Below are 14,327 nucleotides of genomic sequence, written 5' to 3'. Positions count from 1 at the left end.
TAGTTGTACCTTCATCAGAAATGTTAACTCGCCTACTTCGGGCGGAACAGCAGTGATATCGTCCTTTACTTGCCCAGGGAGTTCTGTTGGTACGTTATTACCTGGTGTAGCTGCCTCTGGTGTTACACAAATCATTAGCGCTAATGTGGATGCTGTGGGTTCGTATTCGCTCTCTACCAACACAGTAAACGGGGTTACATTTACGGGTTCGGATACTTTTAGCAGTACGGGCAATAGTCAGTCTATTACGTTAACAGCAACGGGTATACCTTTAGCTTCGGGTACTTTTACGTATACGCTAAATGCTTGTTCGTTTACCATAACTGTTGGTTGTCCAGGTATTATCACAGGCAGACTCGTAGATACACCTATTGGTGCTGTTAAAACATTTTCTATAAATGCCCCTGTGGCGGGTAATCTTATCCTTTTTAGTAATCAAATGGCTTATAATGATGACAAAATTAAATCTATATTTTCTCAGATGTTTTTAGATGGTGCACCAACTACTTTTTCAGAAAATGGAATTCCTGGTCATTCAGTGGAAAATAGATATCAAAGTATCCCTAATTATACCACGGTACCTGTTACTGCTGGGAATCATACGGTTACTATAAAAGCTAACGCTGATGTTTTAGGCTTGAGTGGTCATACCATTGAATATATGTTTGTTCCAGATTGCTTGCCATCGGCAAACAAAATTACCTCTGGTAAGATTATTGGTACTGATTATACTTCTCAATTTTCTGCACTTAGTAATCCTCTACCGGCATTCAACTTGACTTTTACTAATCCAGGAAAATTGATTTTGTTGCCCACCTTATGTTTTGCTTCACGTGCTTATCCTTCTTCACCAGGTTTTTCTCAGGCTTCATATACCTATGATATTATGGTAAATAATACTAAGGTTGGAAATGCACTTCAATCTTATGCCAACCGGGAAAGTAGATGGCAAATGCTTCCTGGTTTGGCAGTGGCTGATATTCCAGCTGGTAATAGTGCTGTAAATCTTGTTCCTCTCGCGGGATCTGGTAGTACGCTATTTAATGATCCTAATGATAGGGTTTTGTCAGCTAGATTGAATTGGATCTATGTGCCAGCAACGGCTACTGTTACTACTGGTATTTTATCGGCTGCTGAGGGTCAATTAGCCGCTTCTACTTCAAGCCAGAGTTTTACCCTAATTGCTCCCTCAAAAGGCAAGTTTGTATTACTAGGTCAGGCTAGTCTTTGGCAAAATAGTGTCGCTGCTGGATTGGAATATAAAGTAAAGAATGGTTTGACGGATTTAGCTGTTGTTAATTTAAATACTTGGCATCCAGAAGGCGTTTGGCAAACGTTGCCTTTTGCAACCGAGTTGTCGGTTGCTGGTGCAGGACCTGTTACTATTGATTATGTACCAACACCGGGTAAGTTTATTAGTTTTGGCCAATGCAAATTGCTTTGGATTTTTATAGCAGAATAATAGTTTACTTGGTTATAGTGTAATTAGTCATCTATGGAAGTCTAGTTTTGGTTACTATTATAATGCCATAGGCATAGTTGATAGTAATTAACCATTGCCACCATATTGTCAGGCATGGAGGTTTTAATATATAACGTGTTGTGCACCGTGTCTTAGTTGTAAAAAAAAACAACAAAAGTGGCATAGGCTACAAAACAATGATGGATACAACATCTTAAAAGTAGAGCGTAAGTGGTTGGGTTATAAAAACGCAACAACCACTACTGCTACATAGTGGGATAAGAGCTGAAAAGCAATTGTTAAGGACTTGTTTTTTTGTGCAAGGATAAAGTAATACATCACATAGCGAATAATGTTACATAATAATAATAATATGAAGAAAATAGTTACATGCTTAGTCTTAATCATCTGTTCGGTTGGCTTTGCGCAAGTAGGTATAGGTACGAATAATCCAAATCCAAGTGCTGCTTTAGACATTACATCTAGGAATAAGGCGCTATTATACCCTCGAGTGGCTAACACGGCTGCTGTTGTAGCCCCTGTAAATGGGATGATGATTTATGATATTTCGTCTGGATGTGTTAAAGGATTTGAAAACGGCAATTGGACCAATTGTTTAAGCAATGGAGCAAGTATTGAATCTTCTACTAATGGTACCGCTATTGTAAGGAGTTACAACTGTAACATAGGTAGTGTAGGCGTGCTTACTAGAGGTGTTGTAGTGGGGGGTGTTACTCAAATAATTGAGGCAGATGTTACCCAGCCGGGTAGCTATAGTATAAGCGCTGTGGCAAACGGAGTATTATTTATAGGTTCAGGGACCTTAGTAACGACAGGACTTCAAAATATTGTTTTGACCGCTGCGGGTACGCCTACCGCGACGGGCTCAAACACTTTTACCTTAAACACTACACCAAATTGTAACTTTAGTAGAACGACTTTTTGATCCTAGTTCAAACGGAACAGCAGTGGTTAATCAGTATTTCTGTAATACTTACCCTTTCGCAGGGTAATGGAGTAACTTTCTTTCATAGAACTTGTATAGGATGTACTCCTACTTCTGATGTTAATTTTGGAAATTGTACAATATTAGTTGAGTTACAATAATTCATTCTGGCAGTATAATATAGGAGTGATACAATTTTTAATTACGGGGCTACATTATTTGTGGTTGCGTAATTTAGTTAGAATTTTTTAATCTGAATGTAGTAGTAAAGAATTGCAGGAAAATAGCAACAAAAGCCCTTGTGTGAAATTCAAATAAAATATACTAAAGCACACTTCGATACCTCAGGACGGCTACAGTCATAGATGTATAGCAAATCAACATAGAAAAAGCAGAAATAGCACTATTTCTCGTATAGGTGGGTTATGTGAATAGTAAAACAGCTATTGGTTTCTATTAAAAAACGGCAAATGCTATGATTCTAGCCGCACTGAGGAATCGAAGTGTGGTAAAAATAATTATACCCAATGATGGATCAGATATATGTTCTTTTAACGTGAAAAATTGTTTCTATTTATTTTTAGTAATGACATCTATTAGCTATGCACAAATAAGTATTGGAACCAATGCACCGCATCCAAGTGCAGTCTTGGACTTGTCTAGCAGTAAAAAAGGCTTGTTAGTGCCACGTATAAATGCTATAACAGATATGACTACTACAGCTACTTCCAACGGACTAATGATTTATGATCGTACGCTACAGTGCATACGATTTTTTCAGAATGGTGCTTGGAGTGATTGTTTTACGAGTACAGCTCCTGTAATAACGGTAGACTGTGTGGACAGTGCCTTTTCAGGTTTGTATTATAATGGCGTGGCTATGACAGCTTCTAACAAATTTTCAGTGTCGGTTACGAATACCTCTTTTATTCAAGCCACTATTGTATTGCAACCTTCAGATTTGGTATTGAGTGGGGTGGCTGGCGTTTCGGTTGTTTCAGTTTCTGTCCCCTCAGTTACCTTAAGCGCGGGAGTCTCACAAGTGGTAGAATATACCTTGAGTGGTTCTCCTACAGCTACGGGCACACTAACTGGGACATGGAAAAAACTGAACCTCACTTGTGTAAAAGCAGCAACGGTTGGCAATCCTCCGATAAAAGCCTTAAATTGTGCAGGAGCCTCACATAATGGTACCTTACAAGAAGGAACACTAGCTAGTGGTGTTTCTTCAACTATCCCTTATGCCAATGGAAATGGTTCACCTTATAGTGGTCAAATGGTTACTTCAACAGGTATTACAGGGCTAACGGCTACCTTGACTGCAGGGAATTTTGCTACGGGTTCGGGGGCTTTGAGTTATACCATTACAGGGACACCTTCTGGTAATGGTGAAGCTTACTTCGACATAAATATAGCGGGACAATCCTGTACACTAACTAGAATGGTGGAACCGTCAATAGTACCTGCTACTATTACTTTAGCTAAAGATAGATTGTTTTTTGTTTTATCGGTTTATGACGAAGATTATTTACCTTTTACCTTACCTGCCGCAGCAGCAACGACCAATATCCAAGCGCCTGATGGTACTAGAGAGCCAATTACAGCAAACATACAAGGAACCATTACTACAGCAGGGGTTACGGTTCGAATACCAGTTACCGCTACCGCTAGTGGCACCTTACCTGCCTATAGTAACACCATAACAATTCCAGCCAATATGACCCAAGATGGGGTAAGTAGAGATATAAAATTTTCTTGGGCCTCACAAGTCTATACTACAGCAACTAAGTTTATTACTGCTACCATTGCTGCTGTAGGTGGAACAGTAAATGCAAAACAAGTAGATATTAATGCTGGCTTGGGTAACGATGGACTTGGGGTTGTGCTTGGGCAGTTTAGATACCCTTATGATAACACTATGAATACAACAACCTATACGGTACGAGTTTTTCCAGGTATTCCAGATAAAATGTTTGGACAAGTAGACAATAGCGGTAATCGTTTTAGCCATTTAATGCTATATTTCCCTTTATATGGAGAAGATGGAAAGTTGTGGTTGAGTAATAGATTAGGAGCGCATTATACCAACATTCAAAATGCCGCCTTTGAGCCTACAAAGCAAGCCTCTTCTGCTACTGATCATTTGGCTTATGGGAGTTTGTTTCAATGGGGTAGAAAACCAGACGGTCACGAATTAATCACCTATACCAATAGCACTACAGCAACAGCTGTAAATGGTGCAACCACTAGTTTAATTAATAATCCTGCGAATGCTTTGTTTATCTATAATTCATTTAATCCTTATGACTGGAGAGTTAACAGAGACGATACCCTTTGGGCAACTCAGGCTAGTGCTAACAATCCTTGCCCTGTAGGGTTTAAAGTACCCACTGAATCAGAACTGAATACTTTAGTAGCAGCTGCTGGTATCACGAATAGCGCTACAGCATTTAGTTCGCTTTTGAAATTTGCTTTATCTGGTTGGCGCGATTACAGTAATGGTACAATCTCCCGTGTGGGTACGGACTTTGACTATTGGACTAGTTCCGTAGATGGTATTTATGCTAATAGTCGCTACATCGTTAGTAGTGGAACCAATATAGATGTTAACCCTAGAGCCTTCGGTTTTTCGGTTGTCTGTGTCAAAGACTAGTTTTTTTGTTTTTTCAGGGCTATGAGACAACGCTTTTAAAAGGACCTGACGGTCGATAAGTACAGTATAATGAATACAGGAGACAGTTTTTTATAAGTTTAATGTTTCCCAAGTAGATGAGTGCTTAAATGAGTTACTCACAACACAATTCTTACAGTATGAAAAATGTTTTATATTTATTTTTAATAATGACGTTTATTTGCCATGCACAAATAGGGATAGGAACAAATACGCCGCATCCTAGTGCAGTCTTGGACTTATCAAGCAGTGATAAAGGCTTGTTGTTGCCCCGAATTCCTAAAGCATCTGATGTTAATATTACCTCGAATCCAAATGGATTGTTAATATATGATATCGATTTAAAGTGTGTTAGGTTTTATGAAAATGGGGTATGGAGTTCTTGCTTGACTGATGCGCCTAAAGTAACGGCAAATTGTACTGCAAGCACTTTGTCAGGTGTGTATTACAATGGAGAGGCGATGACAGCTTCCAATAAATTTTTGATAACCATCACCAATACTTCCTCAAGTACAATCACTGCTACTTTTCAACCATCAGATTTGGTGTTGAGCGGTGTGGCTGGTGTAACAGTTGCTGCGGTTTCTGTTGCTTCGGCGACCATAAACAGTTTAGCCTCACAGATGATTGGGTATACTTTGAGCGGTACGCCGACAACTACAGGTACCTTAACAGCTACATGGAAAAAATTAACGTTAAGTTGTATAAAAACAACAACTGTAACTACCAATCCTAATCCTGTAGTTATAAATTGTACAAGCCCCGTACATAATGGTATTCTGCAAGAAAATTCATTAGCAAGTGGTGCTGCATCTTTTATTCCTTATACCAATGGTAATGGTGCTGCTTATAGTGGACAAGTAGTTACTTCAACGGGGGTTACTGGGCTAACAGCTACATTGGCTGCGGGTAATTTTGCTCCGGGTTCGGGTGCTTTGAGTTATACCATTACAGGTACACCCTCTGGCAATGGTAGGGCGTCTTTTGCCATAAATAGTGCAGGGCAATCTTGTACACTAAATAGAACGGTTGCACCTTTAATAATACCTGCAACCATTAGTTTGGCTTTAGATAGATCATTTTTTATTTTATCGGTTTTTGATCAAGATTATTTACCGTATAGTACACCTATAACAGTGGCAACTACAACCGCACAAGCAGCCGATGGCATTAATGAAACAAAAACGCTAAACATACAAGGAACCATTACTACAGCAGGGGTTTCGGTTCGAATACCAGTTACCGCTACCGCTAGTGGCACCTTACCTGCTTATACCAACACCATAACAATTCCAGCCAATATGACCCAAGATGGGGTAAGTAGAGATATAAATTTTTCTTGGGCCTCACAAGCCTATACTACAGCAACTAAGTTTATTACGGCTACCATTGCTGCTGTAGGTGGAACAGTAAATGCAAAACAAGTAGATATTAATGCTGGCTTGGGTAACGATGGACTTGGGGTTGTGCTTGGGCAGTTTAGATACCCTTATGATAACACGATGAATACAACAACCTATACGGTACGAGTTTTACCAGGTATTCCAGATAAAATGTTTGGACAAGTAGACAATAACGGTAATCGTTTTAGCCATTTAATGCTATATTTTCCTTTATACGGAGAAGATGGAAGGTTGTGGTTGAGTAATAGACTAGGAGCGCATTATACCAACATTCAAAATGCCGCCTTTGAGCCTACAAAGCAAGCCTCTTCTGCTACTGATCATTTGGCTTATGGGAGTTTGTTTCAATGGGGTAGAAAACCAGACGGTCACGAATTAATCACCTATACCAATAGCACTACAGCAACAGCTGTAAATGGTGCAACCATTAGTAGAAATAATGATCCTACCAATGCTTTGTTTATTTATAATACAGTTAGCCCTTTTGATTGGAGAATCAATCAAGACCCTAACCTTTGGACGACTAAGGCAAGTGTCAACAATCCATGTCCTGTGGGGTTTAGAGTGCCTATTCAAGCAGAGCTGAATGTTTTAGTAGCCGCTGCTGGTATAATGAATAGCGCTACAGCATTTAGCTCACTCTTGAAATTAAGCCAAGCTGGAGTACGCGAGTATCTAGATGGCAGTATTACCCGCGCGGGTGCAGGTAGCTACTATTGGAGCAGTTCAACTAATGGTGTTAAAGCTTCATACCGAGACATAGGTGTTGGTGGGACTGCCCCTGTAGATGGTGCTCGAAGCTACGGTTTTTCGGTTGTTTGTATCAAAGACTAGGATTCTTGTTTCTTCGAAGCTTTGAGTCAACGTCTTATTAGGGCCTTACGATCGATTGGTATAGTATAATGAATGTAATGAGGCAGTTTTTGTCTATAAGTTTAAGTCATATTCTAAGTAACAAAAATCCAAAAGGAGTTACTTGCAATACAATTCATGCAGCATGAAAAATATTTTATATTTATTTTTAGTAATGACGTCTATTTGCCATGCACAAATAGGTATAGGTACCAATGCACCGAACCCTAGTGCAGTCTTGGACTTATCAAGCAATAAGAAAGGATTGTTATTGCCAAGGTTGGCTAAAGCAGCAGACATTAACTCACCTACTAATGGGATGCTGATTTATGATTTGGAGTTCAAATGTGTCAGATTTTATGAGAACGGAACTTGGAGTCCTTGTTTAACGAGTACAGCTTCTGTGGTAACGGTTGATTGTGCTACAAGTGCTTTTTCGGGTACTTATAATAATGGAGTGGCAATGACGGCTACCAATACATTTTCAGTAACGGTTACCAACGCATCCTTTAAGCCTACCACCATTACTTTTCTACCTTCAGATTTAGTGTTGAGTGGTGTGGCAGGCATAACAGTTGCTTCAGTATCAACGCCATCGGTTACCTTAAGCGCTGGTGCTTCACAGGTGGTAACCTATACGTTGAGTAGTACCCCTACAGCTACAGGTACACTTACTGGGTCATGGAAAAATCTTGACTTAACTTGTGTTAAAACAGTAAATGTTACAAATCCTCTGATACAAACCTTAAATTGTTCGGGAGCAACACATAATGGTACGTTATTACAAGGAACACTGGCTAGCGGCGTTACTTCTACAATCGCTTATACCAATGGAAATGGTTCACCTTATAGTGGACAAGTGGTTACTTCCACAGGGGTTACAGGGCTAACAGCTACCTTGGCTGCGGGTAATTTTGCCTCAGGTTCGGGAGCATTGACCTATACCATTACTGGCATGCCCTCTACGGTAGGCACGGCTTCTTTTGAGATTAATATAGGAAACCAGAGTTGTACGTTAACTAGAACAGTAACCTCGTCCATGACTATTCCGACAGGAATTACTTTAGCTACGGATAGATTTTTTTTTGTTTTATCAGTGTATGATGAAAATTATTTACCTTATACCGTACCTACCGCAGCAGCAACAATCGATGAGCAAGCACCCGATGGCACTAGAGAACCAATTACAGCAAACCTACAAGGATCTATCACTACGGCTGGGGTTACAATTAGAATACCCGTGACAGCTACTGCTAGTGGTACCTTGCCAGCCTATAATACCACCATAACGATTCCTGCTAGTATGACTCAGGATGGGATGAGTAGAGAGCTAAAATTGTCATGGACCTCCCAAGCCTTTACTATGGCAAGTAAGTTTATAATGGCAACCATTGCAGCTGTAGGAGGAACACTAAATCCGAAAAAATTAGATATTAATGCAGGTGTGGGTACCGATGGATTTGGGGTTATACTAGGGCAATTTACTTATCCTTACAACAGTAGTATGGCTACTACGACCTTTGCAGTACGAGTTTTTCCAGGTATTCCGGATAAAATGTTTGGGCAAGCAGACAATAACGGTAATCGTTTTAGTCATTTAATGCTTTATTTTCCTGTTTATGGAGAAGACGGCAAGATATGGTTAAGCAATAGACTCGGGGCGCATTATACCAATATTCACCATCCTAGCTTTAATCCTGCCCAGCAAGCTACTAGTTTTAGTGATCATTTGTCTTATGGAAGTTTGTTTCAATGGGGTAGAAAACCAGACGGTCATGAGTTGATTACCTACACCAATAGCAGTACAGGAATACCTGTAAGTGGCGTAACTGCTTCCTCAAATAATAGCCCTTCCGATACTTTGTTTATCACTAATTCAGTGAGTCCTAATGATTGGAGAGTTAGTCAAAACGATACCCTTTGGGCGACTCAGGCAAGCGCCAACAATCCCTGTCCAGTGGGGTTTAGGGTACCCACTCAATCAGACCTGAATACGTTAGTTGCTGCTGCTGCGATCAATAATAGCACTGCAGCATTTAATTCAAGTATGAAATTAAGCCAAGCGGGTGTTCGCCGTAATACAGATGGAATTCTAACACTAGTTAACACCACAAGCTACCTTTGGAGTAGTTCTGTGAATGGTAATCTTGTGCAATTCCGATTTATAAATAGTATGGCTAGTAACGCAAATACTAATGGTGTTCGAGCCTGGGGTTCTTCGGTTGTATGTGTCAAAGATTAATCATTCCTTTTACAATAAGTTTTAAAATCACATGTATGAGTATCAAAAATTATTTCTTTTTAAAGTGTTTTAGTTTGATGAATCAATATATGGCTCTAATATGCTTACTCTTTTGTGGTGTGAATGAATCCGTTGCTCAAAAAAAATACAGCATTAAGGGTAATTTTAGAGAATGTAAAGAGGTAGAAGTGCGTCTTATAGGGTATGAAGGAACAAAAGAACGCTTGCTTTATCAAACACAAACAGATACAAAAGGAAACGTTACACTAGACTTTCCTCAAAATTATGTGGGTGCGGCTAGGCTTCAAATAAAAGACCGCACTAGTGTACATGTCATACTAAACCATGAAAACGTTGAGATAATTTGGTCTAAGCTAGATAAGTTGGATAGTTTACATTTTTTAAAGTCTGATGAAAATCAATGGTTTCAAAAAGGGGTGACTATAAATAATGAGGCACAAAACAAACTCCTTGGCCTTAAGTATTTAATCCCTCTATATCAAAAACAAGAGGATAAGAAATTACTATTAGAGATTTTGCAAGCAGAAGTGCAAGACCAATCTCAACAATTAAATACTTTCGTTGCACAACTACCCAAAATCAGTTATGCAAATAAGTATCTGGCTTATCGAGCTATTTTGCAAGAGTTTCAGACGAACAGTAAAAACACCAATGTCTTGCAAGCTCCCGAAAAAGGCTTGTTGGGAATAGATTATGGGGAAATGGGGTGGTATTATAGCGGGATGATACAAGAAGTTTTTGATGAATACTTAAGCTATATTTTGAAAGTATCGAGCAAAGAAGCCATTGTCGCCAATTGTAAGGTATTGAATGAAAGAGTAAAAATAGCAACCAAAGACAATGCAGTTGTATTAAACGATTACAGTGAATATTTAATAAAACAATATGAAAGGTATGGTCTTACAGAAGTGGCAGAAGCCTTTGCATTATCATTATTAGCGGATGATAAATGTTTTGTAGATGATAAAAGAACAGCACTTTTTGAACAGTACCGTAAGATGGCTATTGGTAAACTTGTACCCAATATACCAATGAGTGGTAACAACAAATACAAGAACCTTTTTGACTTACAATCTAAATACAAAGTAATAGTTTTTGGAGCCAGTTGGTGTGAAGCTTGTGAAAAAGAAATACCACAATTAAAGGAATATACAGATTTTTTTAAATCGAACTATGAGGCTGAGATCGTTTTTTTTGCACTAGATACAGACAAAGTAAAGTATGATGCCTTTAAAAAGGACTTGCCTTTTACTATGAGCTGTGATTTCAAAGGCTGGGAGGGAGCAGCGGTAAATGAGTACTTTGTATTTGCTAGTCCAACATTTTATATAGTTGACAAGTATAATAAAATTGTGGCTAAACCTCATAACAGTGTAGAAGCAGCTGCTTGGTTGTTTAAAAATCAAAAAAATGAAGTTAATTAATAATAACCTAACCCGTTTGGTTAAATTCAAATAAAATAAAAACTAAACTGCACTGAGGTATCGAAGTGCGGTAAAAAATAATTTTACCTAACAGGTTAGCTTATAATTAGGGTAATACTTGATTTTTAGTGAATTTGTATTTCGTGTACTTAAAAATCAAGAATAAAAGGGTAATAGTTTGTTTTAATAGGAATATGACACAATAGTAAGCGAAATGAATATCGATTTAAACCAGCCTTACAATTCTGATCAACCTAGGGGGCAGTTGTTAGAAATAGAATTAGATGGTTCTCTTACACTATATAGCCTTAGTTTTAAATAGTATAAGTGACTAGATGTTAGTAATTTAAAATAAATGATGAATTTTCAAACAAAATTGATGTTAAAAATTATTCTGATAACACCGATGCTTTTCTTTGGACAAAGCAATCCTGAAAAGTTAATGGATTCCGATAAAGAAATTAAATCAATATCTTATGAAGTTATTGAGACTATTCGTACCGCATTTGGAAGTACTAAGGTCGTTTATGTTGTTAGTAATAAGAACATGATCAAAACGTATGATTTAGGACAAAATAATACCAGAGAAGTTAGAGAAATAATAACATACAAGAAAAAAAGAAATCCTAAAGAATTGAAGTTAAATTCCAAAGAATCACAAGAAGTAAAAGAATCACAAGAGGGAAAAGAAGTAAAAGAAGTAAAAATTATAGAAATTCAAAAGAATGATCCCAATAAAAGTATTACAATCATTCCTTTAGAAACTTATGAAAGACTCGTGGAGCAGGGGTTTCGTTCCTCAGAATTGTATAGTCAATTGGCGGATGCCTATTTTTATAAAAATGATTACACTAAAGCCTCTAAATATTATTTCGAATTCTTTAAAATGGGAAAAAAAATAAAACCAGAATTTTACTTTAGATATGCAGTAACCATGGATAAGCTTGGCCAGAAGGAAAAATCAAAGGAATTGTTAATGACTTATGAAACTTTATTAAAAAATTCTAAAAATAAATAAAATACATCATTTATACCATTAGATCATGAAAAAACGAACACTTTTTTATTTAATTTTCACTACAGTAGGGTGTAGTGTTTCCTATTCTCAAAAAGCAGAGGTAGCTTCCGCTAATAAAAAATACAATAATTATGCCTATGTTGATGCGATAAAAACCTATGAACGCCTGGCTGCCAAAGGTTACCAATCGGCAGATATGTTCATGAAATTAGGCAATGCGTATTATTTTAATGCAGATTTTGAAAAAGCAGCCCGGTCTTATGAAAAACTCTGTCAGCTACAACCAGAAGTGGCACCTGAATATTATTACCGTTACGCACAATCACTAAAATCCATTGGAAAAGAAAAAGAGGCGGCAACTGTACTAGCTCAATTTGAAAGCAAATCAGGTGGCGATAGCCGTAGCAAACGCTTGAAAAAAAACAGCGAATATTTAGAAGACATCCGAGCCAATATTGGTAGCTATACCATTGAAAACGCAGGGATCAACTCCAAATACTCTGATTACGGCAGTGTGATTGTAGAGGATCAATTAATTTTCACCTCGGCAAGAGACACCAGCGGTATAGTGCAACGCAAAAGCGCTTGGACAGGGGAACATTTCACCAATTTGTATGCTGCAACTGTCAACGAAGAACTTATTGCGAACAATCCGAAACGCTACGATGCCAACATTAATTCTAGACTCAATGAAGCCACACCTGCGTTTACCAAAGATGGCAACACTATGTATTTTACCAGAAATAACTATTTGGATGGCAAAAAAGGAAAAGACGCCAACAAAGTTACGCTACTGAAAATCTACAAAGCTACTTTGGTCAACAAAAGATGGACTAAGGTAATCGAGTTGCCGTTCAATAGCGATGACTTCAGTTCGGCGCACCCCGCCTTAAGTCCCGATGAGCAAACGCTATATTTTGCTTCGGATAGACCAGGAACTATCGGTCAATCGGACTTGTATAAAGTGGCGATCAACAGCAACGGAACTTACGGAAAACCGATTAATTTAGGTGCAGAAATCAACACCGAAGGAAGAGAAACCTTTCCATTTGTAACCAAAGACAATCAATTGTATTTTGCCTCAGACGGACATCCTGGACTGGGAGGATTAGATGTTTTTACCACCAAAATCAACAACGATGGTACTTTTGATGAAGTTGAAAATGAAGGAGCCGAAGTGAATTCTCCCAAAGATGATTTTGGATATTACCGAGATAACGAAACCAACAAAGGTTTTTTCTCCTCGAATCGCGATGGCGGATTAGGCTCGGATGATATTTATAGATTTATCAGTAAAGACAAATGCAAACAAATCGTAAATGGAACAATAACCGATAAGACATCAGGGGCAGTTTTGGCAGGCGTACAAATGGTGCTTTTGAACAAAAAATACAAAGTAATTGGCGAGACCACAACCGATGCATCAGGTAATTACAGCTTTAAGGTCGATTGTAGAAAAACCTACAGCGTTAGAGCCACCAAAGAAGAGTATACCTCAAAAGAAGTAACCATTAAAATCCCTGAAATCACAGGCCAAACCACAGTAGATTTACAACTAGAAGGCAGCATTTGCAAAGTAACCGTAGGCGATGATTTGGGCAAATGTTTTGGCATCAAAATGATTTATTTTGATTTGGATAAATCCAATATTCGCAAAGAGGCGGCTTTGGACTTGGCCAAAATCTTAGATGTATTACAACAAAACCCAACGATGAAAATCGACATCCGTTCCCATACCGATTGCAGACAAACGGCCAAATACAACCTGGCTTTATCTGAAAGAAGAGCACAATCGACTATCGCTTGGTTAGTTTCCAAAGGCATCGATACATCAAGACTCACCGGAAAAGGCTACGGCGAATCGCAACTCATCAACGATTGCGGTTGCGAACCAACCAACCAATCCAACTGCACCGAAGAACAACACCAAATGAACCGAAGAAGTGAGTTTATTGTAACTGCGCTTTAATAGGTTTCTCTAAACCAAAAAAATGCCCTCTGATTTTATTCAGGAGGGCATTTTTTTTGGTGGTATTTAGACGCTGCTCAAAAAAAAACATAAAAACATTGAAAATCAACAGTTTGTGTTTTTTAAATTTAACTTTTCAATTCACAACTCACATTTCACAATTCATACTTCACAGCTCATAACCGATAACCGATAACTCAAAACCGATAACTCACAACCGATAACTCAAAACCGATAACCGATAACTCACAACCGATAACTCACAACCGATAACTCATAACCGATAACTCACAACCGATAACCGATAACTCATAACCGA

General features: G+C 38.3%; 7 protein-coding genes and 1 pseudogene. All 8 read left to right on the top strand.

Translation table 11 applies throughout. The features are described from left to right. Positions 1 to 1,462 (top strand): annotated as a pseudogene (locus tag FLB_RS14355) (hypothetical protein); the annotation flags it as partial. 373 nt (positions 1,463 to 1,835) lie between these two features. Continuing rightward, positions 1,836 to 2,408 (top strand): hypothetical protein, encoded by a 573-nt coding sequence (locus FLB_RS05205; RefSeq protein WP_157490543.1) that lies wholly within the window; start codon positions 1,836 to 1,838, stop codon positions 2,406 to 2,408. 586 nt (positions 2,409 to 2,994) lie between these two features. Beyond that, positions 2,995 to 5,061, top strand: a complete 2,067-nt coding sequence (locus tag FLB_RS05200; RefSeq protein ID WP_064714914.1) for an FISUMP domain-containing protein — start codon at positions 2,995 to 2,997, stop codon at positions 5,059 to 5,061. A gap of 158 nt (positions 5,062 to 5,219) precedes the next feature. After that, the gene (locus FLB_RS05195) at positions 5,220 to 7,316 is read left to right on the top strand and encodes a hypothetical protein (protein ID WP_157490542.1); all 2,097 of its coding nucleotides are present in this window, start codon (positions 5,220 to 5,222) and stop codon (positions 7,314 to 7,316) included. Between the two features lie 163 nt (positions 7,317 to 7,479). Beyond that, positions 7,480 to 9,576, top strand: a complete 2,097-nt coding sequence (locus FLB_RS05190; protein WP_064714912.1) for a hypothetical protein — start codon at positions 7,480 to 7,482, stop codon at positions 9,574 to 9,576. A gap of 35 nt (positions 9,577 to 9,611) precedes the next feature. Then, a complete protein-coding gene (locus tag FLB_RS05185; protein ID WP_064714911.1) occupies positions 9,612 to 11,021 on the top strand; it encodes a TlpA family protein disulfide reductase in 1,410 nt (469 codons plus the stop codon). A gap of 355 nt (positions 11,022 to 11,376) precedes the next feature. Then, positions 11,377 to 12,039 (top strand): tetratricopeptide repeat protein, encoded by a 663-nt coding sequence (locus FLB_RS05180; protein ID WP_064714910.1) that lies wholly within the window; start codon positions 11,377 to 11,379, stop codon positions 12,037 to 12,039. Between the two features lie 25 nt (positions 12,040 to 12,064). Next, complete coding sequence (locus FLB_RS05175; RefSeq protein ID WP_064714909.1) at positions 12,065 to 14,008, top strand: OmpA family protein; 1,944 nt, start codon at positions 12,065 to 12,067, stop codon at positions 14,006 to 14,008. The last annotated feature ends 319 nt before the right edge of the window (positions 14,009 to 14,327 follow it).

It is taken from the genome of Flavobacterium succinicans (genome assembly GCF_001662485.1).
GTDB lineage: Bacteria > Bacteroidota > Bacteroidia > Flavobacteriales > Flavobacteriaceae > Flavobacterium > Flavobacterium succinicans_A.
Note: the sequence above shows the minus strand (reverse complement) of the source record. Positions and strands in the feature narration are given on the sequence as shown.

Coding starts and splice junctions, on each gene's coding strand:
- FLB_RS05200 (WP_064714914.1), top strand. CDS start 2,995: ATGACATCTATTAGCTATGCACAAATAAGTATTGGAACCAATGCACCG.
- FLB_RS05180 (WP_064714910.1), top strand. CDS start 11,377: ATGATGAATTTTCAAACAAAATTGATGTTAAAAATTATTCTGATAACA.
- FLB_RS05190 (WP_064714912.1), top strand. CDS start 7,480: ATGAAAAATATTTTATATTTATTTTTAGTAATGACGTCTATTTGCCAT.
- FLB_RS05195 (WP_157490542.1), top strand. CDS start 5,220: ATGAAAAATGTTTTATATTTATTTTTAATAATGACGTTTATTTGCCAT.
- FLB_RS05205 (WP_157490543.1), top strand. CDS start 1,836: ATGAAGAAAATAGTTACATGCTTAGTCTTAATCATCTGTTCGGTTGGC.
- FLB_RS05185 (WP_064714911.1), top strand. CDS start 9,612: ATGAGTATCAAAAATTATTTCTTTTTAAAGTGTTTTAGTTTGATGAAT.
- FLB_RS05175 (WP_064714909.1), top strand. CDS start 12,065: ATGAAAAAACGAACACTTTTTTATTTAATTTTCACTACAGTAGGGTGT.